Below are 23,695 nucleotides of genomic sequence, written 5' to 3' on the forward strand. Positions count from 1 at the left end.
AAAATTAATCAGAAATTTGTTCGAGGGGTAATGCTGTGCCGACTGTCCACTGCTCCAACTGCGATTGTCAAGCCCCCAATGACCTAGGCGATCGCCTGTGCAAAACCTGCCGGACTCCTCTGCTGAAAAGGTATCTGTGGTCGGTGGGGGACTGGATCAAGGCCTACCAACCGGGGGAACTGCTACTGGAACGTTATCTGTTGGTGCGGCCCCAGGTGTTGTTGGACACTACGCCGGCCCTGGGGGTCGAGGGGCCAGAGGAAATCCCGAATTATATTTTGCCCTACCAAAAGCTATTGCCCTTTCGTCTCAATGTGCCGGAGGTGTACGACTATTTTCCTAGTTGGGATGAGGAAAAGGATTTATCGGTGTGGCTGTTGGACTATGGCCCGGTGGCGCTGGATCAAGCAGGGGAACCTGTCCATGAACAGTTGTTACCTTCCCTGGGGGAAATGTGGGAGCATGCTTGTCCCTTACAGCAGTTAACTTGGCTCTGGCAAATGATTCGCCTTTGGCAACCGCTGCAACGGCAGGGGGTGGTGTCTAGCCTGTTGGAGTTTGATTGGTTGAGGGTGCAAGGCCCCCAGGTATTACTCCAGCAGTTAAAGCTAGATGAGCATCAATTCTATGAGATGAAGTATTTGGCAGGAGTCTGGGAGCCACTATTAACCAATGCCCATCCGGCGATCGCCGATTTTTGTCAGACCCTATGGAAAAAACTAAAACAGGGCAAAATTCCCCACGCTGACCATTTACTGAGGGTATTGGATACGGGCATTCAGTCCTTAGCAGAGCAGTACGATTTTAGTTACACGGTTTTTGCTTTGACCGATGGGGGCCCCAGTCGAGACCACAACGAAGATGCTTGTTTTCCCGTCAGTGAAACCCCCATTGAAGGGCAACAGTTGGCCAACACCATGACTCTGATTTGTGACGGGGTGGGGGGCCAGGAAGGGGGAGAAATTGCTTCCCAGTGGGTGATTGAACATTTACCCGTTCGGGTAATTTCCAAAATTCAAAAACAAATGAATGAGCCGGAGCAAATCCGCACTTTCATCCAGCACCTCAAGGAAGACATCCAAGAAGTTAACGAGCAACTCAATCGGCGCAATGACCGGGAGGAAAGAACAGAACGGGAACGGATGGGCACAACCCTGGTGATGGCCCTGGCGGATTTTCAACAATTTTTCCTGGCCAATGTGGGGGATTCCCGTTGCTATTGGTTAACGGCGGACAGTTGTAAACAGGTGACGGTGGACGATGATGTGGCATCCCGGGAAGTGCGGCTGGGACTGATGCTCTATCGCCATGCGGTGGAGTTACCCAGATCGGGGGCATTAACCCAGGCAGTGGGTTTGGGGCCCTCGGCCCAACTTCATCCCATCATTCAACGCTTAATTGTGCCGACGGATTGTCTATTTTTGCTCTGTTCCGATGGTTTTTGTGACTACAATCGGGTCGAACAGTATTGGCAAGATGATTTTCTCCCAGTGCTACAAGGCGATCGCCCGGTGGCAGAAGCGGTGCCCCGGTTAATTGAATTGGCCAACCAAGTTAATGGCCATGACAATGTTTCCGTGGCTTTAATTCATTGTCAGATTTCCCCCTCCGTCCCCACCCCTACCCAGGCGGAAAAAGCGGCGGCGGAAGCAGAGATAAATGATCCGGAGGGAGATTCCCCAGAGGAAGATTTTACTGGAGATACGGAATTGGGACTCAAGGCGATCGCCTATCCTGACTTTAGCCAAAGGCCAGTGTCCAAACCGAAGGAAACGGAACCGGAGCATCCCATCCCCCAACAGGACCCCAAGGAATCCTTGGCTTCCCGTCCCTTTGATACCCAACCGCCCCTGCCTCCGGAAGAAATTCCCCTCAATCCGCCCCTAGATCCTCCGACCGTCATGGCAGAACAACTAAACAAGACTCACCGGTCGAGGAGCTTGGCTGCCAAATTTCTTACCCTTTCCAAAACCAGCCAGTTATTAATTGCAGGGGGCATGGTGATTATTATTGCGACCCTAACGGTGGCAATGCTTAACCTCAGCCAAGGTAATGGCGAACAAAACCAACCATCGTCGAGCCTAATTGATTTGAGCGTGGGCCATGGTTGATTTCACTAACCCCAATACCCTGGCCGCCTCTGTGTTGGTGGAAACCTTATTTCGATTGGGACTCCAACAAGCGGTGATTTGTCCTGGTTCCCGTTCCAGTCCTTTGACGGTGGCTTTGGCCCGCCATGGGGGCATTGATTGCGTTGTTAGTTTAGATGAACGTTCCGCTAGCTTTTTTGCCTTGGGCCATGGCAAACGCACAGGGCAACCAGTGGCATTGGTGTGTACTTCCGGAACAGCGGCGGCCAATTTTTTGCCTGCCATTATTGAAGCCCATTACAGTCAGGTACCTTTGTTGGTTCTAACCGGCGATCGCCCCCCCAGATTACGTCATTGCCGGGCCGGGCAAACCATTGACCAAACCAAGCTCTATGGCCACTATCCCCAGTGGCAAACGGAATTGGCTTTACCGGAGCCAAACATGGACTATTGCCATTATCTGCGGCAAACGGCGCTCCATAGTTGGCAAAAATGTTTTTGGCCTGGGTTGGGGGTGGTGCATCTTAATTGTCCCTTTGACGAACCCCTGGTGCCTCTCGAACATGCCCGAGAGTCCTTACAGCACTTAGCTGAAGAATTTAGCAAAGAGCATTTTTACCGGGGGCTAACAACCTTTACGACCATGAATCGGGGAGAAGCCATTTCCCTACCCGTTAATTTTTCCATTTTCTCTTTCCCCTCACCCCAACTGGACTTTAGCCCATTGGGTTTGATTCTGGTGGGAGTTATGCCCGGTGGTGAAACGCCCAGTCTGTTAACTGATATTTTGGCGATCGCCAGGGGGTTGGGATATCCCGTATTGTGTGATGCCCTTTGTTCTTTGCGTAATTATGACGATGGCCAGACTGCTTTAATTACCAATTATGATTTTCTGATCCGTTGCCCCCGTTGGGCAGAACAGTTAGTGCCAGAACAAATTATTCAAATCGGCGAATTACCCACTAGTAAGGCGTTGCGGCATTGGTTGGGCACCATTGATTGTCCCCGTTACATTTTGAATTTCCATGGGGAAAATTTAGACCCCCTGCAAGGACAAACGATTTACCTATCTGCCAGTGTTGCCCAAGTAGCCGAATATATACATAACCAGGGTTTCATTCCTGATGCAGAACAAAAAAATTATGCCCATAGTTGGCTGGAAAAACAACGCCAAAGCCAAACAATCATCATTTCTGCCCTAGCTGATGCCCACACCCCTTTAATGGTGGCCCAATTAGCCCATTGTTTACCGCCCCAAACCAATTTGTTCGTGGCGAATAGTTTGCCTGTGCGCTGGCTGGAATTTTTCTGGCCTGCCAACGGCGATCACCATCGTATTTTTGTTAACCGGGGCGCTAACGGCATTGATGGCACCCTTTCCACTGCCATGGGTATTGCTCACCGGAGTCGGGGTGAAACAGTTTTGTTAACTGGTGATCTATCCCTATTGCATGACAGTAATGGCTTTTTAAATCAGAGCCAAATGCGAGGTAATTTAACTATTATCTTGCTCAACAATAACGGCGGTGGTATTTTCCAAACCCTACCCATTGCCCAGTGCGAAGATGTGTTTGAAACCTATTTTGCTACCCCCCAAGGAGTGGATTTTGGGCAACTTTGTCGCACCTATGGAGTGGAACACAAAATCATTACTAACCTTTGGGATTTGAAGGAACAATGGCCAAGCAATAATTCTAGCCCCATCAGAGTTTTGGAAATAATTGGCGATCGCCACCAAGAGGCCCAATGGTTAAAATCATTACAGGCACAATTTTGCTGTGCTGATAGCTTGATCCAGTAAATCTTTGCCTTCCTGTACAGAATTGATCTGAAAAAGTTGTTCCCGTAACGCTGCCGCTCCGGGAAAATCTTTGCAGTACCAAGCTAAATGTTTCCGGGCTTGGAAAAGTCCTCGTTGCCCCTTATATTCCCAAAGCATTTGTAGATGTTCCTGGGCACAGGTTAATTTTTCTGCGACCGTGGGAGCTTTTCGTTTTTCCCCAGTTTTAAAAAAATGCTCAATTTCCCCCACTAAAAAGGGATAGCCCAAACTGCCCCGGGAACACATCACTCCGTCCGCCCCGGTTTCCTCTAAACAGGCGATCGCCGCTTCTACCGAAAAAATATCGCCATTGGCAATGACGGGTATGGTCAGAGCTTGTTTAACTTTGGCAATCCACTGCCACCGGGCCCGGCCGTTATAGCCCTGGGCCCTGGTGCGGCCATGGAGGGTCAACATTTGCGCCCCCGCATCCTGCAATCTTTGGGCAAATTCGACAATATTAATTTCCCCATCATCCCAACCGAGGCGAGTTTTGACAGTAACAGGCACATCCACCGCTGCCACCACAGTTTTAACAATCGCTTCGGCCACTGCCGGTTGCCGCAGAAGGGACGAACCGCCCCCCTTTTTGGTGATTTTATTGACCGGACAGCCCATATTAATGTCCACCGATTGGGCTCCCTGGGCCACCGCTTTCTGGGCCGCTTCCGCCATAAAGTCCGGCCGACAGTCAAACAGTTGGATACTGATGGGATTTTCCCGGGGATCAATTTCCATCACCTGGGGCAAAGTACGGAGATGGTGGATTTCTGTGGCGCTGACCATTTCCGTGTAGAGCATGGCCTGGGGAGCATAGCGCCGCACCAAACGCCGAAAAACCAAATCCGTCACCCCCGATAAAGGGGACTGGAGCACCCGGCTGTGGAGAGTTAGGGAACCAATTTGCAAGGGTTTTGCCCAAATGGTGGGGTTGGGCGAGTGATCAAGCAAAGAATTAGGGGTCAAGGTTTGCAAGGAAATGAATCGATAAGAACATTTTCCCATCGATGAACCGTAGTCAAAAGGCGATCGTCTTTCGGTAACTACAGCAGAGGGAAACCATGGGGACAGGCTTTGAGGTCTAGTATGTTGGAAAGAATACCCTTGATGCCTACCAAGCTGTGTTTGGTCGGTTGCCCTTAAGTGTGAGTACCAATATGTCCAACAAAAACGAGATTCCCATTTTAATCGGTGCGTTGTTAGTCACCTTGGGCATTGTGGGAGGGGGAGGTTGGTTTTTATTTAATAGAATGAATCCTGCTACGGTGGGGCCCGGTTTATCCACCACGGGGTCCATGCCAAGGGAATTACAAGCCAATGTCAGCACGGGGGAAAAGGTGCTTGTTCCCACCATGGATAACGAAACTAAACTATTTGCTTCCAAGGCGATCGCCGGGGGTAAAAACCAGGAAGCGTTGCAACAGTTAACTCAATATCTGGAAAAATCCCCCAACGACCCGGAAGCCTGGATCTATCTGAACAATCTGCGGGCTTTAGACCATAATCCCCTCCAGATAGCGGTGGTGGCCCCGGTGGGCAGTAGCCTCAACATTGCCCAGGAAATTTTGCGAGGAGCGGCCCAGGCCCAGGAAGAAATTAATCAAAAGGGCGGGATTGACGGTCGTTTTCTGCACATCACCATTGTCAATGATGCCAATGACGGCACTTTAGCCCAACAATTTGCCGGGGAGTTAGTCAAACAAAATCAGATTTTGGGGGTGGTGGGACACAATGCCAGCAGTGCCACCCTCAGTGCGGCCCCTACCTACGAAGCGGGGGGATTAGTGCTGGTCAACGCCACCAGCGACGCCAATGGCATTACCAATGTTGGCAACCATATTTTTCGGGTTATTCCCCAAATCAATACCTCCGCCCAAACCTTGGTGCAACAGGTCGGGAAAGAAGTGGACCAAGTGGCGGTTTGCTACGATTCCAAAGCTCCCGATGGCGTTTCTTTTTACCAGGAATTTACCACTGGTTTGTTGGCCAGCGGCGGCCAGTTAGCCCCCACCGTCTGCGATCTGAGTGAAGCTAATTTCAACAGCCAAACCAAAATGGCAGAAATTGTTGCCAGCGGGGCCCAGGGATTGCTGATTTTGCCCCACATCGATCGTCTAGACCGTGCCTTTGCCCTGGGCGATGCCAACCGAGGAAGGTTAAAGCTCTATGGCAATAGTCCCCTGTCTACGATTAAAACGTTGGAGCAGGGACAGAGCATGGTGGATTTAATGGTGGCCATTCCCTGGAGTTCCAAGCGTGGGGCCAATCGTCCCTTTGCCGAGGCGGCCCGCAAGTTTTGGGGGGGAGATGTGTCTTGGCGTACGGCGGCCACCTATGATGCGGTTTATGTCGTGGCCAATGCCTTGGCCGTCGCTCCCAGCCGTGAAGGTTTACAAAAAGTTTTGACGGAACCGGAATTTGTTTCTAGCACCATTAACGGGGAAGTGCGCTTTTTACCCAACGGCGATCGGGCAGGGCAAGCCACCTTGGTGCAAATTAAACCTTCCCCCAGCCATGTGACCGGCTACGATTTTTTCCCCATTAACCGCTGAGTTAGCAATTTTTTTTAACCCTATATTCCCAACCACTGGGCTAATGGGGGCGGCACCGGCAAAAGGATCAAAATCAAAATGGCGATCGCCAGAATACCTAACAAATCCCGACGGTCATCCAACTCGCTGACATCATTTAAAGCTGGCTGATCCCCCACAGGCATCAGTAACAAAATAATTGCCCAGATGAAAAAATCACTACGGATAAAGGACAGCAGCACCATGGCCACCCTGGTAATTTGCCCTGTCACAATGGCCGCCCGTTGTCCCAACATGGCGTGGATAATGTGCCCCCCGTCCAATTGACCAAAGGGCATCAGATTCAAGGCAGTCACAATCAAACCAATGTAACCGGCGATCGCCAAGGGATGGAGGTCTAACACCGTATTAGCCCCTAATTGACTGCCCAACGCTGCCTTCGTAATTAGGGTCATCAGCAGAGAAAAACGATAATCCAGGGCATCAAACCGCAACAGGTTAGTATTGTCCGGCATGGGTTCCACAGTGGATTGGGCCAACCCCCACCATAAAATTGGCAACGCCACCACCAAGCCCCCCAACGGCCCGGCGATCGCCACATCAAATAAGGCCTTACGGTGGGGCACCGGGGACTTCATCTGGATAAAAGCGCCAAAGGTACCCAAAAAGAAGGGAATGGGAATGAAATAGGGCAAAGTGGTGCGGATTTTGTAGTGGATCGCTGCCCCATAGTGACTCAATTCATGGCACCCCAAAATAGTCAAAATTGCCAAACTGTAGGGTAAACCCACCATTAACGTCTGGATGCCTGCCTGGAGTTTTTCGGGGGTCAAACCGGCCATTTCCGCCCCCACCATGGTGGTGGTAAACCCAGTGAGCAGCAGTAAGGTTAACGCTAACCAAGGTTTATGGAGCTTTTCGCCATTATTAACGCGATCTTCCTTCGCCTGGGCCGGGTTAGGGACCAAGGCGAAAAAAGGTTGGCCTTGTAAACTTTCTTGAAATAAAACTAAAAAGCGATCGCCAAAGACATCTTCCACATTGCCCTTGACCCGTTCATAGGCCATTTCCGGCGCTACCTGTAATTTACCTCGGCACAGAATGGCTTGGGGGCGATAGTCTAATTGCTGGAGGTAATACACTCCCCAGGGAAAACAATCCCGCAAAGATTTTTCTTCCGCCGCATCAATGGGTCGAGGGGTTGGCTGTGATGATTTCTGCTCTTTTCCTTGGGTGCCATCGGTGCTAGGGGAAGCGGTAGCTTGGGCCTCTTTATCGGGGACAATGCGACCTTTTTGCACCAACCACCAGTAGAGCAGTGGACAAACCAAAAATGGCCCCAGGAGCAGTAGGGGCGGCAGGGGGGCATCGGGGCCGTAAATCATGGCCCAAATTGTCCAGAGGGTGGCCGGAGCCATCAACACCAACCACAATATCCAAATCGGGGTGCGGGTGATGGGGGCGGCATTGCTTTTAACCACAAAATAAGTGATGACAGCAAGGATGAGCAAAAGAAGCCACATTGTTACAAAACTCGGAGGTTACAGGGTCACAGCTAGATTCTGGGCGGGGTGGCCTGGATTAGCAAAACAGGCAGTTCGAGGCCAATCAATCCCCTCTCCAGTCTAAAGTATTGCCTCCAGGGGCAAAGCGTTGTAGCCCTACTCACCGGAAACTAGGGACGGCTGGAACTTTTTTCCGGGAAAAATTCGGGCAAGAAATTTTGGTCGCTCAAACTGCCCACTGTATGATGTTCAAACACTTCCGCTGGAGGCAACACCAGGCGATCGCCTGGGTCATCAGGATTATCCTCTTTTTCTGTTTTGTCTTTTACTTGGGGATCTCCCGCTGGCAACAGTCCCAAAAAGGGCAAGGGCAGCAGGGTGGAAAGGTTAGTGATAATGACCAACAAAGCCAAATTATCAAATTGGGTTTCCGTTACCCCCAACCAATGGGTCAGTAATGACCCCACCTCGAAGGACAATACGCCGGCCAAATTCATCACCGACATCAATAGGGCAAACAAAGTCGCTTCAATGCCCGGGGGACAGAGGCGCGCGGCCAAAACCAACACCGGCATAAAGGCAATTTGCCCCGTTACGGTGAGAATAATGCTATCCCCCAAGCTAAACCAATGGTCATCAATACCCATGGCTCGGTTGGCGTGGGTAATTAAAATCAGGGTAGTTAACCCCAGCAGGCTGGAAATCACTGTACTCCAGCCCATGATCACCCGGAAAGGCAAGGTTTTTAAAAAGCGTTGGTAAAGTCCCACCCCAATCAATCCGGCCACGCTAGTGACCAAGCGCACCCGCCCCAAAAATTTCGGCTCAAAGCCTAACTCGTTGGTGGTGAAATAAAAAAAGGCTGACTCGGCGCTGGGGGTTGCCTGCCAAAAGAAAATAAACAAAGTGGGCAATAGAATCGTTTTTTGACGTACCGCCTGCCAAACCAATTTAATTTGGGCCTTGGGTTGCGGTTTCTCCTCTTCCTCAGCGGTGGAAACTTCGCTGATTAAAAAAGCTGCCCCAACGGTCAGCAAAGGAAAAATGGCGGTGATGGCGAATACGGTGCGGGTGCTAAACCACTCCAACAAAGCCCCACTGGCATAGGCGGTGATAATGCCCCCCACGGCGGCGGCTCCCCAGGTGAGGGATTGCAAAGATCCCACTTGGGCTAAGGATTCCCGTTGGGCCCGTTCCACCACTAGGGAATCGACAATCACATCGCCGATCGCCACGGATAGGGAAGTGAAAAGCAACACTAACCCGGCTTGAGTACCACTGCTCACCCAGGCAGCAAACAATAGCCAACCGGCACTACCCATTAACCCCGATAACCAGAGGTATGATCGCCGTCGATAGCCAAATAGAGGCACCGTGTCGGACATTAAACCAAGCACTGGCTTCAGAATCCAGGGCGCCGCCCCTAAACCAATCAGAGCCCCCATAGCCGCCGGACTCAGTCCCAGTTCATCCTTGAGGAAAAAGCTCACTGCTAAACGGGAGAGACCCAACACCCCTTGTACAAAGTAAATGCTGAGGATGGCCAGTAACTCCCAACTGGGAGCATTGCCCAGGAGCACCTTTTCCCGCAGGAAACGCTTCAAGGGAGTGGAGAATAAAATGGCGATCGGGGTCATGGACATAGCAACAAGCACAGAAACTTGCTTAATATTTCGTTACGTATTCCCCATGGTAGGACATTTCCTCCGGCCAAGAGCCCAACCCAGGCACTGATTGGTTTCGGAAATTACTGGCGATCGCCAGCCGTAGGTATTAACCGAAATTAGCCAGAGTTAACCAATCGGTCAGATGGAGCGTTTTTCCGCAACGACCACCCCATGGGACTAACATCATCGAGGTAGTGGAGTTTTTCCTCGGAACCCTAAATTGCAACCACACCAGACGAAACGCTTTTGTTACCATTTGCCTAAAGGTCTTGCCTAAAAGATATGGCTCAGGTTGCTTTCCCCAGTCGGCAGTGGCTTTGAACAGTATGATTGGTTTGTTTTGATTGCAATCGTTACTGAATAGAAATCAGTCACCCAGGATAGCCCATAGTGAATGCTCTCTCAATTCCCACTTGGATGGTTCATGTTTCCAGTGTCATTGAATGGATCGTGGCGATCGCCTTGGTGAGTCGTTATGCTACAAAAGCTGGTTATGGCCACTGGCGGGCCCTGGCCTGGGGGATGGTGCCAGCCCTGGTGAGTGCCACCTGTGCCTGTACTTGGCATTTCTTTGACAATGCTAGTCAGTTAGATTGGTTAGTGACGCTCCAGGCCCTGACCACCGTGATTGGCAATATTACCCTTTGCCTGGCGGCCTGGTGGATTTATCGTCAATCAGCCCAGCCCTCTGCCCCCAAGCCCTGATGGAACTTAGCCAAATTTTTGCCAAGGAAAATCTTTTTGCCCTTTCCCTTTTTCCCTACCTGGGTTTTCTCTGGTTTCTACGGCAATCGCCGCAAACCCCCAAGCTCGTAATGGTGGGATTTTATGTTCTATTGGTGTTTGTTGTGGTAACTATCCCTGCGGGGCTCTACGCTGAAAGCCATTACCAAGCCCAGTTGGCCGATGTAGATTGGCTCCACGGCAGTGCAGAGGTATTTTTATCCCTTTCCAATCTGTTGGTAGTTTTTGGCTTTATCCAGGGTCTAGCCCGACAATCGGCGGAAAAACAGGAAAATAATTAGCTTTGTTGTTCAGTGAGCAGGGGAAATCGTAGGGAAACGATAAAGCAAAGTAAGAAGTTTAAAACTGGGAAATTTAACTGCCTATCCAAGAGGAGCGGCACTAGGCAGTTGCACCCGAAATTGACTGCCCTGGGGAGAACTGGTGACACTGATTTTGCCCTGGTGATGCTGAACAATGGCCGCCACAATCGCCAGCCCGAGGCCAACCCCTTGATTAGGCGATCGGGAAGGATCCGCCCGGAAAAAGCGGTCAAATAAATGGGGAATTTGCTCTGGGTCAATGCCCACCCCGTTATCTGCCACTGTGACCTGTAAGCCAGATTGCCTAGGTCGCAGGGCCCCATGGTCAGCAGTACAGTGTTCTAGGGTGAGGGCTACGGAAGGTTCCGTTTGTTCCCGGGGCCGGCTATGGTCAAAGGCGTTGGTAATTAGGTTAGTGAATAGGCGAGCCAACTGGTCCCAATCTCCTTGCACAGTGAAATCTTCCTCCAGTTCCTCTCCCCGGCTTTCGATTCTAAGGGAAAGAAAAATTCCCCGTTGTTCAGCGGTGAGCCGTTGTTCTTCAATCACCTCAATCAACAACGCATCCAAAGGAATGGTTTGCCAAGTCCGGCCGAGGGTCCCACTGTCAGAACGGGCCAGGAAGAGCAAATCATTAACCAAATTGCCCAGCCGTTGGGTAAGTCGTTCAATGACCTGGAGTTGTTGGCGTTGTTGTTGGGGGTCCGCTTCGGGATATTCCAAAGCCTGTTGCACATTGGTTTGAATCACCGCAATGGGGTTTCTAAGTTCGTGGGAGGCATCGGCGGTGAACTGTTTCAAGCTCTGGTAAGATTCGGCGATCGGCTCCATCGCTAACCCCGATAGAAACCAACCAATGGCCGCCGCACTACTCACCAAAATAGTTAGCCCCAAGCTTAAATCCCAGGCCAATTGCTGAATGGGTTTAGTCACTTCAAACCAAGGATGGCTCACCCGCAGATAGCCCAATACCATGCCCCCTTCCTGAATTCTTTTCGTTACTTGGCGCAACTGGCGATCGCCGGAAAAAGAAACTGTCTCTGTCTTAGATTGGCTAGCAAGGGAAAGGGGAGAATTGTTGCCCATGGTGGACCACAGCAAGCGACCCTCCGCACTGAACCACTCCAAATCAATGTGGTCATCGTCCACGGAAGCGTCATTATCGCGAAAACTTGCCGACACATTCAGCCCATATTCCGCCTGGTCTAGGCCTTGTACCACCAGAGAACGATTCACCACTTCCACCACATGCTTAAGGGTGTCATCAATTCTTTCTACCAAGGTTTGACGGACATAGAAATAAACCCCGCTAGCAAATAGCAACAATAACACCGCTGTTACCAAGGTGTACCACAAAGCTAAACGTCGACGGGTGGCCTGAAACATAGCGTTAATTGTCCTGGGACGAGGTGGCAAAAATCCTTGGGTACCAGATGGTAAGGGGAAATTGTATGGAACTTGTCAATTACCGGAGTTTCACTGATAAAGATGGGCAGAATAACTAAGTTTTCTCCCTCGATTATCATCCCCCACTGAGACCATGGGGGAAATTCAGTCATTCCCCCTAATTACTTAGTAACCTTAGAAATGTAGCTAACTTTTAAGCCGCTTTAATATCCAACTCCTTTGTTTCTGGTTGAATTAAATGTACGTCCCGCTGGGGGAAAGGAATGGAAATATTTTCTTCGTCTAGCTTCCGTTTAATTGCTTCGGTTAATTGCAATTTGAGGCGGAAGTAATCTTCAGATTTTACCCAGGGACGCACGTAGAAATTAACACTGCTATCTCCTAATTCCCCCAGGGCAATGGTAGGGGCTGGTTCTGTGCAAACTTCACTATTTTGATCAATTACCCACTGTAAAGAAGACCGTACATGGTCAATATCTTCCTCGTACCCCACCCCAATGACTAAATCTATGCGGCGCTCGGGCTTACCCACATGGTTAATAATATTATTTTCAATGATTTGTTTATTGGGAATAGTCACCAAGCGATTGTCGTAGGTACAAATGGTAGTCGAAAGTATCTCAATCGACTCCACGATCCCTTCAATGCCAGCAACTTCGATCCTTTCCCCCACCCGAAAATAATTAAACAACACCAGCAAAATACCCCCTGCCACGTTAGCGAGGGAACCCTGCAGAGCTAAACCGATCGCCAGGGTGGAAGCCCCCAAAAGAGCGACGAGGGAACTAGTTTGAATGCCTAGTTGGGCTAAACAGAGCACAAAGAACACAACCAAAAGTAGGTAGTAACTGATATTGCCCGCAAAGGAAATAAAAGTTGGCTCCAGATTGGATTTTCTTAAGGCTCTAATAATTAGCTTTTGTAGTCTTTTCGATAACCAAAAGCCAATTAATAAAATTGCTAGCGCAAAGAGAATTTTCAGAGAAGCAGTAATTAGTAAATCAGTAATTGCTTGTTGATCATAATCGAAAATATTATTTGGGAAAAAGGACATAATGAAAAAAAGAAACAACAAATTCACCATTAATGGTGTAGGGGACAGGCTGGGCGGTAATTTAAGTTTTTAAATCAGCCTATACGAGGGAAATTGGTTTATCTACTTTTTTATCCAAGGGAAAACCTAGGGCTTCCCGTTGTTGTAAATAAATATGGGCCACTTCCCTAGCCAAGTTACGAATGCGACCAATGTAACGGGTGCGCTCAGTCACGGCAATTACTCCCCTCGCGTCGAGTAAATTAAACGCATGGGAGCATTTCAGGACATATTCCAAACTGGGCAAAGCTAAACCCCGTTCGATTAACTGCCCTGCTTCCTGTTCGTAAAGGGCAAACAATTGAAATAATAAATCGGGGTTAGACGCTTCAAAATTATAGGTACACTGCTCTACTTCTCCCTGCCAGAAAATATCCCCGTAGCTGAGCTTTTCATTCCACTGAATTTGGTCGATCGCCTCCACATTTTGCAGATACATGGCCAACCGTTCCAAGCCATAGGTAATCTCGATGGAAACGGGGCGACAGTCAATGCCACCACATTGCTGAAAATAGGTAAATTGGGTCACTTCCATGCCGTCGAGCCACACTTCCCAGCCTACGCCCCAGGCCCCCAGGGTTGGGGATTCCCAGTTATCTTCCACAAAACGAATGTCGTGATCCTCGGGCTGAATACCCAGGGCCCGTAGGGAATCAAGATACACTTCCTGAATATTGTCCGGGGAAGGCTTAATTAACACCTGATACTGGAAATAGTGCTGTACCCGGTTGGGATTTTCTCCATAGCGGCCATCGGTGGGCCGGCGACAGGGCTCCACATAGGCCACTGACCAAGGTTCCGGCCCGATCGCCCGTAGAAAGGTGTGGGGATTCATGGTGCCAGCGCCTTTTTCCGTGTCAAAGGGTTGGGCAATGAGGCAACCTTGCTGGGCCCAAAATTCGTTCAACTTGGCGATAACAGCTTGGAAAGTAATGGTCATAGAAAGCCAACAACTTGATGCTAAATGATTACTAAAGGACTAGATGGTGACGAATAATTTGGACTCTGGATCATAGCTCCAAGCCAGGCCATCGGGGTCCCTAGTTTGACTCCAGTCGGCAAAATTATCTTCGTTTTTGCGCCGGGCTAGGGTGCTGGAGGTGGTGTCTAGGCGCTTGGCTAATTCCGATTGGATCAAGGTCAGGGCGGAATTGCTTGGGGTAGTTTCTGCTGGAGTGGATTCCGTGGCTTCGGCCGTCTTCTCCTCTTCCTGGTGCTTACGGGCTTCCTTAATTTCCGCCAATTGGGAGAAAGGACTTTGACCAACCGGGGCCGCCATCAATTCTTCCTGGGGAGGTACTAGGGGATGGTCCACCACCGGAGCGGTGGTAGCGGCTAACTGGCGAGAGCTGGGGGCAGGCTCTTCCAATTCCGGTTCACTGTCGTCAAAAATGTCGCCTAGGGTAGAGGAAGAAATAAAGTAGTAAACTTTCGCTTGCCCCACCTGTTTTTCGTAGGGGCCATACTCCGCCACCTTGTCATCCAGATAACGTTGGGCTGCCCGACCTTTGGCAATGCCCGCATCAATCAAATCTGCCTTGGTGATGATGCCCTGATTTTTTTGCACCAGTTGATTGAACAGGGGGTCGATGGCGATGCATTTCTGTTGCCATTGATAATTGTCCCAGGCCACCCAGGCGATCGCCAAGGTGAGACCGAACAAAATCCACCGCCAGGTTTTGTAGATAAAAACCATCGCCACGGCCAGGGGCAGAATCAGTACTAACAGTCCTTTGGGATCACTTTCGGCAACTTTTCCAGTCATGGCAACTCAGCAATTGAACCAGATTTAGATGAATCGAATCGGAAACAGAGTTAAATGTTAAGCAAAAACGAACAAACCTGCGGCAATGATCACAACAGTTTGCGGTCTGAATTTTACCCCAGCATTACCAACATTGACCTAACGGCTAGTCAATTCCCAGCCGTACAACAGGGCCACCAAGACCGTGAGGGCGGCCATGCCAAGGAAGATTCCCCCAGGTAAAAAGGTAATAATCCCCCAGCCCCTCAACAAATATAACGCTAGGGTCAATCCTACCAAACCCAATAGGGGTTTTCCAAACAAAGAAGAGGATGATCGCCGTTTTTTCCGTTTTTCTGCCAATGTCTACTCCTGCAAAATTTAGGACAATTATCGCCGATTCACTTTGATACTGGTCATAATCCCATGGCGGGGCAAAATTAACCGCCATTGAGATGGCTCAAACCTTTAAACCAAGGACAAACCTAGCAAAATCAATACTTCACTCCATTCCACCACTGCGCCATAGGTGTCCCCCGTGTGACCTTTAAATTGTTGAGCAAACCACCGCCCCACGGCCCAGGCTATTAGTGCCGAACTCCCCGTAGCCCCCAGAATCAACCAAGGCTCAATGGCTAGGGCGTAACCCATGCCCACTCCCCCAAAGACAATAATCATTGTGCCCAGCAGCAAATCGGGCCTTAATTTTAAATTGCGTTTATGCATGGCACCTTTGCCGTTTTCTCTCAGGTAAGGATAAAGGGCGATCGCCAACAGTTGGCCCCAACGGCCCCACCCCAAAGCCATGATAAGGGCCCAGCTTGCTAAACCATGGTCACTAAAACTAGCCAAGGCAAAGGTTTTTAGCAATAAAACCACGGCGATCGCCATCACGCCATAGGCCCCCGTATAACTGTCTTGCATTACCGCTAAGCGTTTGCTGGGATTGGTCACCGCTAAACCATCGGCCGTATCCGCTACCCCGTCCAAATGGAGCCCCCCGGTCAAAGCTAACCAAAGGCTAACCACAACGGCTGATTGCAATAGGTTGTCCATGCCCAACCAATGTAAGCCTCGATCTAACGCCAGCAAAATTAGGGACAGCAAAAGTCCCATTAGGGTTATCCAACGGGCAATACGGTCAAAATTTACTGGCCAGCTCGGAGGCCAGGGCAAACGAGTGTAAAACAGAATGGCCGCCCCCACACTATCTCCGCCCCAGAGAAAATACCAGCGACGCCACCATTCCATAAATCACCATTCCCAGGGTAAGAAGTTGCCACTCAGCAAAAACTTAAAATCTAGTTACGAATTCTTGGGCTAAGATCAAAATTGAAGCGGGGATCAATCAAATCGCTCCACCGACGGCTTGGCAACCCAAAACTAAAATTCCCCATCTAGACTAATACTTTTACGTGATTTTTGTTAGTAATCCTGGTGGAATTAATAATCGTAAATATTTAGCTTCAACCGACTGACCAAGCTTTTTACCCCGCCCTCACCCCCATGAATCCTGAATTTCATCCCCTCCCCCTGCCGGCTCCCTGTGTGATAGAACAGGGTATTTTGGTCAACAAAGAAGATATGCAACGGGCCCTAAACGATTTAGGACAGGTTAATTACTACTATCAATTGGATGGCATATCCCAGGCCGAAGGCCAGGGTTGGATCCTAGATGTGTTTAGCGATGCTCAACAGGCTACCGTTGTTACCAATCAATCCCTTTATCTCAACGTCAACAGCTTTGATTATCTGGAAATTAGCCTTGATAACCAGGGAAAAACTGTTATGGACCTCTGGCAAGAAAGTCGGCAGTTACGACTGATGCCCTTGGATGGTTGGCTCAGCCCAAGGGAAAATCATGGCCAACTTATACCTCTGGATTTGGAAGAAGCGGTAGCAGAGGTGTTAGCAGCCAGGTTTGATGTCCAGACTGACCAAGAAGACTTTTGACAGGCTTCTAGTCCTTGCAAACTTGCCCGATCAATTTGACTTTTGAGCGGAAAAACTTTTGTGCTGGGATCTAACTGGGCCCTTGGTAATATTGGTGGCTCAGGTAGGGTGGTTTTTCTACCGTGGCGATCGCCTCTCCCAACTGCACTGTCATGCCCTGATCAACCAACTTAGTTTTGAGGTAACCCAACCCCGTCAATCCTTTCACACTGGTTAAAATGCCCACCTTTTGTCCTTCTAGGGTAATCACCGTTCCCGCTTCCGCCTGGCGATCAAGGGTAATGCGCCACAACCTTTGTTTGACGCCTTGGTAAGTATTCAAACGGGCAATGGTTTCCTGCCCAATGTAACAACCTTTAGTAAAAGAGATCGCTCGCCACAAACCCGCTTCGAGGGGATTGTAGTCCTCTGTTAATTCTTTCCCTGCTTGGGGTCTGCCCTGGTAAATACGCAAACTTTCCCATTGGTCTGGGTTGATTAGGGGTAAATGCCCCCAAAGTTGATTAACCAATTCCTGTTGATCCGCAGGAAAAATCACCGTATAACCGGGCAAATCCAACCCCGTTTGGGCGGAAATGAGCAATTCAACTCCCTGCACCGATTGGGCTAACCATTGGTTCCCAGTGGGCAATTGCCAACCTAAATTATGCTCTTCAACCTTTTCCCCCAACAGCACCACCGCCCGATAATGGGCAGATAAATCCCGCAGTTCCACTTTGTCAAAGGGGAAAATAAATCGGTCCATCCATTGCCAGAGGAAATCTTTTTGCCCGGCTTCCACTTGAAGCCAAAGGGAGTCTTGACGTACATAGACCGTGGCAAGTTCTAAGGTTCTGCCGGTGGAGTTGACGAATACGGTTTCAAACCATTCCCCCACAGCCCTAGCTTCCACTGCGTTGGTGGTTTGGTTGTGTAAAAAGCGCCGCCGGTCTTCCCCTTGTAATGCAATCAAACTAAATTCGGGCAGGGGATAGAGCCAAGTTTGCTCCAGGTCAAAGGGAAGGGCCATGAATAAATAAATCTAAATTTGATTCTACTACTGAATTCTATAGCAGGATTAGGGGCAGAAAGTTTATGGCGGTTATCCATGGGTAGAGGTAGAAATTCTCCCTACCAAGCTTTGGGCTGAAAAGTGGGGGGAGTATCGAGTTCAAAAATTTCTCCCCGAATGCGGGCGACGTATAATCCAGCTTTTAACACTTCTTCCCGCAGGGCATTGGACAAATCTACGGCGGCGAGGATGCCATAGAGTTTTTTGTCTCCATGCTCAGGAAAAAATTCCCGAAAGCTTTGCAGGTGGGTAATTAATTGACCGATGGATTCCTGGCGGGCATGGCTTTTAACCTCTACCACAATGGCGGTGTTCACCTCTCCATTGGCATAGGCCAGCACATCTAATTCAATATGTTTGCCCCGCTTGCTCACTCGGACGCTGGGGGTCACCACTTCCATGGCAAATTTTTCGTAGAGGATAGTTTCCATGGAAGGCAAGGCCAGCCCTTCAGTAAAGCTGCCGAATTTTTTGCCTAGACCACCAATTTGTTTACTCAACTCTTGAATTTGGCGATCAGTTTTTTGGGACTGTTCTTTCAGTAAACGTTCAGTTTCTTGCAAACGCCGTTCCGTTTCTTTCTGGGACTGGATCAGTTCTCCAAGCAATTGCCAAACTTCATCAGCGGTAGTTGCCATAGTTATTCGGGATTATTTGTCTTGACTCAAGTTTAACGGGTCGCCACCTGTCCTTGGCGATCGCCCCAGCTCGCCGATTTGCAAAGCAAGTTTCGATAGCTGCAAGGTAATTTTAGTGGCTAATGAACGCTTTATTGTTGGGATTTCCTGTGCCTGAATTGTTGAGTATTTTTTTGTTGCTGTTTTTAAAAGTTCTCATTAGTTAAGAATATGTTTGAAAAGTAGGGTGAAGAATGGAAAATGGTGAAAATTCTATATTCTTCACCATTTTTCCCAATTATGCCGACTTTTCAAACACGCTCTAAGAGTTTGGGACTTTTGATCCGGAAAATCTCCTAACCCACTAGGCCCGTGAGGGGAGAACTGGCATTGGCCTTGGCTTTAATGGGCATTCTGCCCGACAGATAGGCGAGCCTCCCTGCTTGGGTAGCCATTCCCATAGCCTGGGCCATGGCCACGGGATTGGCCGCCATGGCGATCGCACTGTTGATCAACACCGCATCAGCGCCCATTTCCATTGCTTGGGCTGCTTCACTGGGGGTGCCAATGCCCGCATCCACCACCACGGGAACCTTGGCATTCTCAATAATGATGCCAATGTTGGCGGCGTTACGGATACCCTGCCCAGAACCGATGGGGGAACCAAGGGGCATCACAGTGGCACAGCCCACTTCTTCCAGCCTTTTCGCCAATAAGGGATCAGCGTTGATATAGGGCAGTACGGCAAAACCTTCCTTAACCAACTGTTCTGCCGCCTCGAGGGTGCCAATGGGGTCTGGTAAGAGGTATTGGGTATCGGGAATGACTTCTAGCTTGATGAAATTATTATCTTCCTGGCCCAGTAACTTAGCCATTTCCCTTCCCAACCGGGCTACCCGAATAGCTTCCTCGGCCGTTTGACAACCAGCGGTGTTGGGGAGCATCCAAATGGTGGACCAATCAATGGCTTCCGCTAATCCCTCGTGGCCTGGGGCATTGGTTTGTACTCGGCGCACTGCCACGGTGACAATCTGACAACCACTGCTAGCGACGCTTTCCTGCATGGTGGTGAGGGAAGGATATTTGCCGGTGCCCGTCATTAGGCGGGAGTGGAATTTACGGCCAGCAATTTCTAGCAAATCTTTACTGCCCTCTGAATTTTCAGCGGCATGGGGCAGGGAAGGGTTGGCAATGGAAGGAAATACAGCAGTCATAGGGCGGCAGGACAGTACAGGGGGATTGGTAGTTGTTAGAAAACGTTGGGGACTAAAGGCATGGATGAGGGGAGAAACCTTCTGGTCGAGGATTAAATCGCTAATCAAAGCGGCGGTGATGGGGGCGAGCAAAATGCCGTTGCGGTAATGACCGATCGCCAAAATGAGATTATCACAGGGGCCATAGCCCAAGAAAGGCTGTTCATCGGGGGTGCCGGGGCGAAATCCCCACCAAAAATCCTCAATGGCCCAATCGCCTAGGGCCGGGAAAAGTCTAATGGCTCGACCTAATAGGGTTTGAATGCCCTGGGGCGTATTATGGGGCTGCCAGTCCACCTGCTCCGAAGTTGCCCCCACAATTAAGCGGCCATCCCGCCGGGGCACCAGATAGGTTTGGGGACCAAAAAGTACCCGTTGCAAAGGATAGGGCTGGTGAGTTCCCGCTGGCATCCGCAGGGCCATCATTTGACCTTTAACTGGGAATACCGGCAGGGGCAGTAATTCCTTGGCCCAGGAGCCGTTGGCCAACACGTAGCTATCTGCTTGGAAAGAACCCTGATCCGTTAGCACCGCAGTCACTTGGCCATGACGTTGGGCGATCGCCTGGACGGTGACCCCTTCTTGAATTTGTACTCCCAGGGATTGGGCCGCTTGCCGCAGAGCACTGACCAGTTTGCGGTTATCCACTTGGCCATCGTCGGGATGCCACCAACCACCAATTACGTCTTCCCCCAGCCCTGGTTGATAGTATCGAATGGTTTCCTGGTCTAACCAGGCAGAATTAGTGGAACTATTGCCATGGGGCGCTTCAAACACGGGGGAGAGGATGCCACAGGGGTTATAACCCGTTTCCATGCCTGTTAACTGTTCCAGTTTTTCCACCCATTCCCCGTAACGCCAGCGGGAAGCCAAACATAGATCCAGCATGGGGCCTGGGGCGATTTGTTCCGCATGGGGGGCTAACATTCCCGCCGCCGCATGGCTGGCCGCCTGGGCAAAATCCCGACTCAGCACTGTGACCTGCAACCGCTTTTGCTTTAATTTCAGTTCCACGGCGATCGCCAAACCGATGATGCCACCGCCAATAATGAGAACGTCACTGGTTGTTTGCATAACCTTAAAAAATCAACCCCTGAATGCTTTAACGCCTTGGGTAAATGGGGGAGAAGTACCTAATTTCAGGTTAGCGGATTATCGAGGGCTGGAGGCTTTTTTGCTGGGATGTTCCGAACAACCCGGCGGCGATCGCCAATGTAGGATGGGGGGATACTGACTAGAACCGACTCAAGCTGAGCCTTTCCTTTTCCCTGCGCCATGGCCATTAAACGTTCCGGCAACAATAATCTTTCTCCCAACGTTAAATCCGATCTCCTTTCCCCGGAAGTTATTCCCCAGGAACGCAGTACCAGCCCAGAGTTAGAACAGCAAGAGGCATCCCTCAGGCCCCAACGGTTAGCGGATTACATTGGCCAACGGGATCTCAAGGAAGTGTTGCGCATTGCTATCCAAGCGGCCCAAGGTAGGCAAGAGGCGATCGACCATCTGCTGTTATACGGCCCACCGGGGTTGGGCAAAACCACCCTAGCTCTAATTTTGGCGGAGGAAATGCAGGTACGTTGCAAAATTACTGCGGCTCCGGCGTTAGAACGTCCCAGGGATATTACGGGGCTACTATTGGCTCTGCAACCGGGGGATATTTTGTTTATCGACGAAATTCACCGTTTAAATCGCCTAACCGAGGAATTGCTCTACCCTGCCATGGAGGATTTTCGTTTGGACATCACTATGGGCAAAGGCCAAAGCGCCAAAGTCCGCAGTTTAAAGTTAGCCCACTTTACTCTTGTGGGGGCTACCACCAAAGTAGGTTCTTTGACTTCGCCGCTGCGGGATCGGTTTGGCTTAATTCAAAGATTGAGATTTTACGAGGTTGATGAGTTGCAACAAATTATCCTCCGCACCGCTGGTATTTTATCCGTATCTATTTCCCCCACAGGGGCCGAGGCGATCGCCATGAGAGCCAGGGGAACTCCCCGCATTGCCAACCGTTTACTGAAAAGGGTGCGGGATTACGCCCAGGTTAAACAACAGCCGGAAATTGACCCTGCCCTTGCGTCGGAAGCATTGGATTTATACCAAGTGGATAAACGGGGTTTGGATTGGACAGACCGCTTAGTTTTACAAACTTTAATTGAACAATTCCAGGGAGGCCCCACCGGCCTAGAGGCGATCGCCGCTGCCACAGGGGAAGATGCCAAAACCATTGAGGAAGTGTACGAACCCTACCTGCTACAAATTGGTTACCTGGCCCGCACCAGTCGAGGCCGCATTGCCACCACCGCCGCCTATGAACACCTAGGGTTGACTCCCCCCACTCCCCTGCTACCTTGGAAGGAAAGTTAAGGCGTAGTCAAAAAATTCGTTTATTTTATGTTTGATCCAACGGCAATTATTGAGCAACAAACCAACGGCATTAACTACGACATCACCACCGAAGATTTGATTGCTAAGCTTCAGCAATGGGATGGGCAATATGGCATTGAAATCGGTGAAGTGAGCTTTGATAGCCTCATAGTCCGCTTTGAGAACTTACCCACGGATTTGAAAGCCCTAGCCGAGGAAATTTACGAGTTCTGCCCCGATGTCATTGACCAGGGATTTGGTTGTTTTGATGATATTCTCGCGATGGGCAAGGAAGCTGGCGAAGAAATCCCCCCCGATTTGCAAAACCTGCTAGAGGGAGTGGATTGGGATGATCCCGACTTTGGGTTAACCATCCTGCAAAATGCCCTGCGCCAAGACCAAGGGGTAGCCCTTTGGTGGGACTAGGTTTGATCGTTTAGAAAGTGTTTGAAACGTGCCAGGCTAGGTATTTATCCTCCTAAATCTCCTCACTAAAGCTCTGGCTTAAAAAGGGCGACTTTTGTGACAGTTACCCCCTTTCCAAGGGGGGATTAAACAGCCAAAACTCAACTCTCTGAACAGACTTTTAGATCTGATCGCCTTGCAAACATACATCAATACAAATAGAGTGCATAAAAGACTAAATATTTATAGTTCAAATAAATTGACCAACAGAATTTTATTTTATGTCAATACTAAACAGCAACTCAAAAAACAATGAAATAAAAATGAAGATAAAATGAATAAAATATGAATTAATGTGGGCTAAACAGTTGATGAAAAAAATTGAGTTTATTTAAAGAGAAATAACCTAGATCATGATAAATTGGGCAGGTGTTTACTGCGTTGCTCTGTTCCTGGCTGATCTATGCTGACCGCTTTTACTGCCGGATTATTGTTGATAACTGTTTCGGAATTAGGGGATAAAACTTTTTTTATTGCCATGATTTTAGCTATGCGCTATCCCCGCCGTTGGGTGTTAGTCGGAGTAGTGGGAGGATTGGCGGCAATGACTATTTTGTCAGTATTAATGGGACAAATTTTCACCTTTTTGCCCACTAGATACATCAACTATGCCGAGGTAGCTCTTTTCTTGATTTTTGGCACAAAACTATTGTGGGACGCTCGGCGGATAAAAGCCACGGCAAATCTGGAGGAAATGGAAGATGCAGAAAAAGCCATTGCCTCCGGCGAGAAAAAGTTAAAAATTGTGCCCCGGGGATGGGGCATTGTGGTGGAAAGCTTTGCCCTCACCTTTGTGGCGGAATGGGGCGATCGCACCCAGATTGCAACCATTGCTTTAGCAGCGTCTAATAATGCCTGGGGAGTGTCGGCGGGTGCCATTCTTGGCCATACCATCTGTGCGGTGATTGCGGTGATGGGAGGAAAATTTGTGGCAGGGCGTATTTCTGAGAAAACAGTGACGTTGATTGGTGGGCTTTTATTCTATCTATTTGCTGTGGTTTCCTGGTGGACCAAGATTGCATAGGACTCGGATTTGCAGATCAACCACTAGTCACTGACGGGATTGAATTCCCCTACCGACCGGAACGAT

21 protein-coding genes and 1 pseudogene are annotated in these 23,695 nt (G+C 49.7%); 10 read left to right on the forward strand and 12 right to left on the reverse strand.

The features are described 5' to 3' along the window. Positions 1–35: 35 nt before the first annotated feature. Complete coding sequence (locus H6G46_RS04235) at positions 36–2,111, forward strand: PP2C family serine/threonine-protein phosphatase (protein WP_010873594.1); 2,076 nt, start codon at positions 36–38, stop codon at positions 2,109–2,111. Next, the gene (gene menD / locus H6G46_RS04240) at positions 2,104–3,891 is read left to right on the forward strand and encodes a 2-succinyl-5-enolpyruvyl-6-hydroxy-3-cyclohexene-1-carboxylic-acid synthase (protein WP_010873593.1); all 1,788 of its coding nucleotides are present in this window, start codon (positions 2,104–2,106) and stop codon (positions 3,889–3,891) included. The genes H6G46_RS04235 and menD overlap by 8 nt, the downstream gene beginning before the upstream one ends. Here menD and dusB read toward each other — a convergent pair. Continuing rightward, complete coding sequence (gene dusB / locus H6G46_RS04245; RefSeq protein ID WP_010873592.1) at positions 3,850–4,917, reverse strand: tRNA dihydrouridine synthase DusB; 1,068 nt, start codon at positions 4,915–4,917, stop codon at positions 3,850–3,852. The genes menD and dusB overlap by 42 nt on opposite strands. A gap of 152 nt (positions 4,918–5,069) precedes the next feature. Between dusB and H6G46_RS04250 the strand changes: the two genes are divergently transcribed. Then, a complete protein-coding gene (locus H6G46_RS04250; RefSeq protein ID WP_020862109.1) occupies positions 5,070–6,464 on the forward strand; it encodes an ABC transporter substrate-binding protein in 1,395 nt (464 codons plus the stop codon). Positions 6,465–6,484: 20 nt separating this feature from the next. On the opposite strand, the gene H6G46_RS04255 is transcribed toward H6G46_RS04250, so the two are convergent. Then, a complete protein-coding gene (locus tag H6G46_RS04255; RefSeq protein ID WP_010873590.1) occupies positions 6,485–7,966 on the reverse strand; it encodes a site-2 protease family protein in 1,482 nt (493 codons plus the stop codon). Positions 7,967–8,118: 152 nt separating this feature from the next. After that, positions 8,119–9,603 (reverse strand): folate/biopterin family MFS transporter, encoded by a 1,485-nt coding sequence (locus H6G46_RS04260; protein WP_010873589.1) that lies wholly within the window; start codon positions 9,601–9,603, stop codon positions 8,119–8,121. A 402-nt stretch (positions 9,604–10,005) separates the two neighbouring features. Here H6G46_RS04260 and H6G46_RS04265 point away from each other — a divergent pair, with 402 nt between their 5' ends. Next, the gene (locus H6G46_RS04265) at positions 10,006–10,320 is read left to right on the forward strand and encodes a DUF2499 domain-containing protein (protein WP_010873588.1); all 315 of its coding nucleotides are present in this window, start codon (positions 10,006–10,008) and stop codon (positions 10,318–10,320) included. Then, positions 10,275–10,640, forward strand: coding sequence for a DUF3593 domain-containing protein (locus tag H6G46_RS04270; protein ID WP_010873587.1), 366 nt, complete (start codon positions 10,275–10,277; stop codon positions 10,638–10,640). The genes H6G46_RS04265 and H6G46_RS04270 overlap by 46 nt, the downstream gene beginning before the upstream one ends. An 81-nt stretch (positions 10,641–10,721) precedes the next feature. On the opposite strand, the gene H6G46_RS04275 is transcribed toward H6G46_RS04270, so the two are convergent. From H6G46_RS04275 to H6G46_RS04290, 4 genes are all read right to left on the reverse strand, one after another. Further along, positions 10,722–12,047 carry a HAMP domain-containing sensor histidine kinase gene (locus tag H6G46_RS04275; RefSeq protein WP_010873586.1) on the reverse strand — a complete coding sequence of 442 codons (1,326 nt, stop codon included), beginning with the start codon at positions 12,045–12,047 and terminating at the stop codon, positions 10,722–10,724. A gap of 214 nt (positions 12,048–12,261) precedes the next feature. Further along, a complete protein-coding gene (locus H6G46_RS04280) occupies positions 12,262–13,152 on the reverse strand; it encodes a mechanosensitive ion channel domain-containing protein (protein WP_010873585.1) in 891 nt (296 codons plus the stop codon). 49 nt (positions 13,153–13,201) lie between these two features. After that, on the reverse strand, positions 13,202–14,101 hold the full coding sequence (gene glyQ, locus H6G46_RS04285) for a glycine--tRNA ligase subunit alpha (RefSeq protein ID WP_010873584.1): 900 nt from the start codon (positions 14,099–14,101) through the stop codon (positions 13,202–13,204). Between the two features lie 39 nt (positions 14,102–14,140). Beyond that, positions 14,141–14,926 (reverse strand): hypothetical protein, encoded by a 786-nt coding sequence (locus H6G46_RS04290; protein ID WP_010873583.1) that lies wholly within the window; start codon positions 14,924–14,926, stop codon positions 14,141–14,143. A 54-nt stretch (positions 14,927–14,980) separates the two neighbouring features. On the opposite strand from H6G46_RS04290, the gene H6G46_RS04295 reads away from it, so the two are divergent. Next, positions 14,981–15,148 carry a hypothetical protein gene (locus H6G46_RS04295; RefSeq protein ID WP_158299081.1) on the forward strand — a complete coding sequence of 56 codons (168 nt, stop codon included), beginning with the start codon at positions 14,981–14,983 and terminating at the stop codon, positions 15,146–15,148. Between the two features lie 225 nt (positions 15,149–15,373). Here H6G46_RS04295 and cobS read toward each other — a convergent pair whose 3' ends face one another. Continuing rightward, positions 15,374–16,156, reverse strand: a complete 783-nt coding sequence (cobS, locus tag H6G46_RS04300) for an adenosylcobinamide-GDP ribazoletransferase (RefSeq protein ID WP_010873582.1) — start codon at positions 16,154–16,156, stop codon at positions 15,374–15,376. A 255-nt stretch (positions 16,157–16,411) separates the two neighbouring features. Between cobS and H6G46_RS04305 the strand changes: the two genes are divergently transcribed. Beyond that, positions 16,412–16,858: a hypothetical protein gene (locus H6G46_RS04305; RefSeq protein ID WP_010873581.1), complete on the forward strand. Its 447-nt coding sequence runs from the start codon at positions 16,412–16,414 to the stop codon at positions 16,856–16,858. 70 nt (positions 16,859–16,928) lie between these two features. Here the strand turns inward: H6G46_RS04305 and H6G46_RS04310 are convergent, their stop codons facing one another. From H6G46_RS04310 to thiO, 4 genes and pseudogenes are all read right to left on the reverse strand, one after another. Then, entirely contained in the window at positions 16,929–17,867 is a 939-nt protein-coding gene (locus tag H6G46_RS04310) for a folate-binding protein YgfZ (RefSeq protein WP_010873580.1), read from the reverse strand. A 101-nt stretch (positions 17,868–17,968) separates the two neighbouring features. Further along, positions 17,969–18,547 carry a DUF3782 domain-containing protein gene (locus H6G46_RS04315; protein ID WP_010873579.1) on the reverse strand — a complete coding sequence of 193 codons (579 nt, stop codon included), beginning with the start codon at positions 18,545–18,547 and terminating at the stop codon, positions 17,969–17,971. Between the two features lie 335 nt (positions 18,548–18,882). Next, positions 18,883–19,740: a thiazole synthase gene (locus H6G46_RS18405; protein ID WP_269464884.1), complete on the reverse strand. Its 858-nt coding sequence runs from the start codon at positions 19,738–19,740 to the stop codon at positions 18,883–18,885. A gap of 93 nt (positions 19,741–19,833) precedes the next feature. Then, positions 19,834–20,853: pseudogene (thiO, locus tag H6G46_RS18410) on the reverse strand (glycine oxidase ThiO); the annotation flags it as partial. A 201-nt stretch (positions 20,854–21,054) separates the two neighbouring features. Between thiO and ruvB the strand changes: the two are divergent. The 3 genes from ruvB (at position 21,055) to H6G46_RS04335 (ending at position 23,629) form a co-directional block, all read left to right on the forward strand. Then, a complete protein-coding gene (gene ruvB / locus H6G46_RS04325; protein WP_010873577.1) occupies positions 21,055–22,140 on the forward strand; it encodes a Holliday junction branch migration DNA helicase RuvB in 1,086 nt (361 codons plus the stop codon). A 27-nt stretch (positions 22,141–22,167) separates the two neighbouring features. Next, complete coding sequence (locus H6G46_RS04330) at positions 22,168–22,566, forward strand: DUF4253 domain-containing protein (protein ID WP_010873576.1); 399 nt, start codon at positions 22,168–22,170, stop codon at positions 22,564–22,566. A 442-nt stretch (positions 22,567–23,008) separates the two neighbouring features. Then, complete coding sequence (locus tag H6G46_RS04335; protein ID WP_010873575.1) at positions 23,009–23,629, forward strand: TMEM165/GDT1 family protein; 621 nt, start codon at positions 23,009–23,011, stop codon at positions 23,627–23,629. The last annotated feature ends 66 nt before the right edge of the window (positions 23,630–23,695 follow it).

Source organism: Synechocystis sp. FACHB-908 (assembly GCF_014698595.1).
Lineage (GTDB): Bacteria > Cyanobacteriota > Cyanobacteriia > Cyanobacteriales > Microcystaceae > Synechocystis.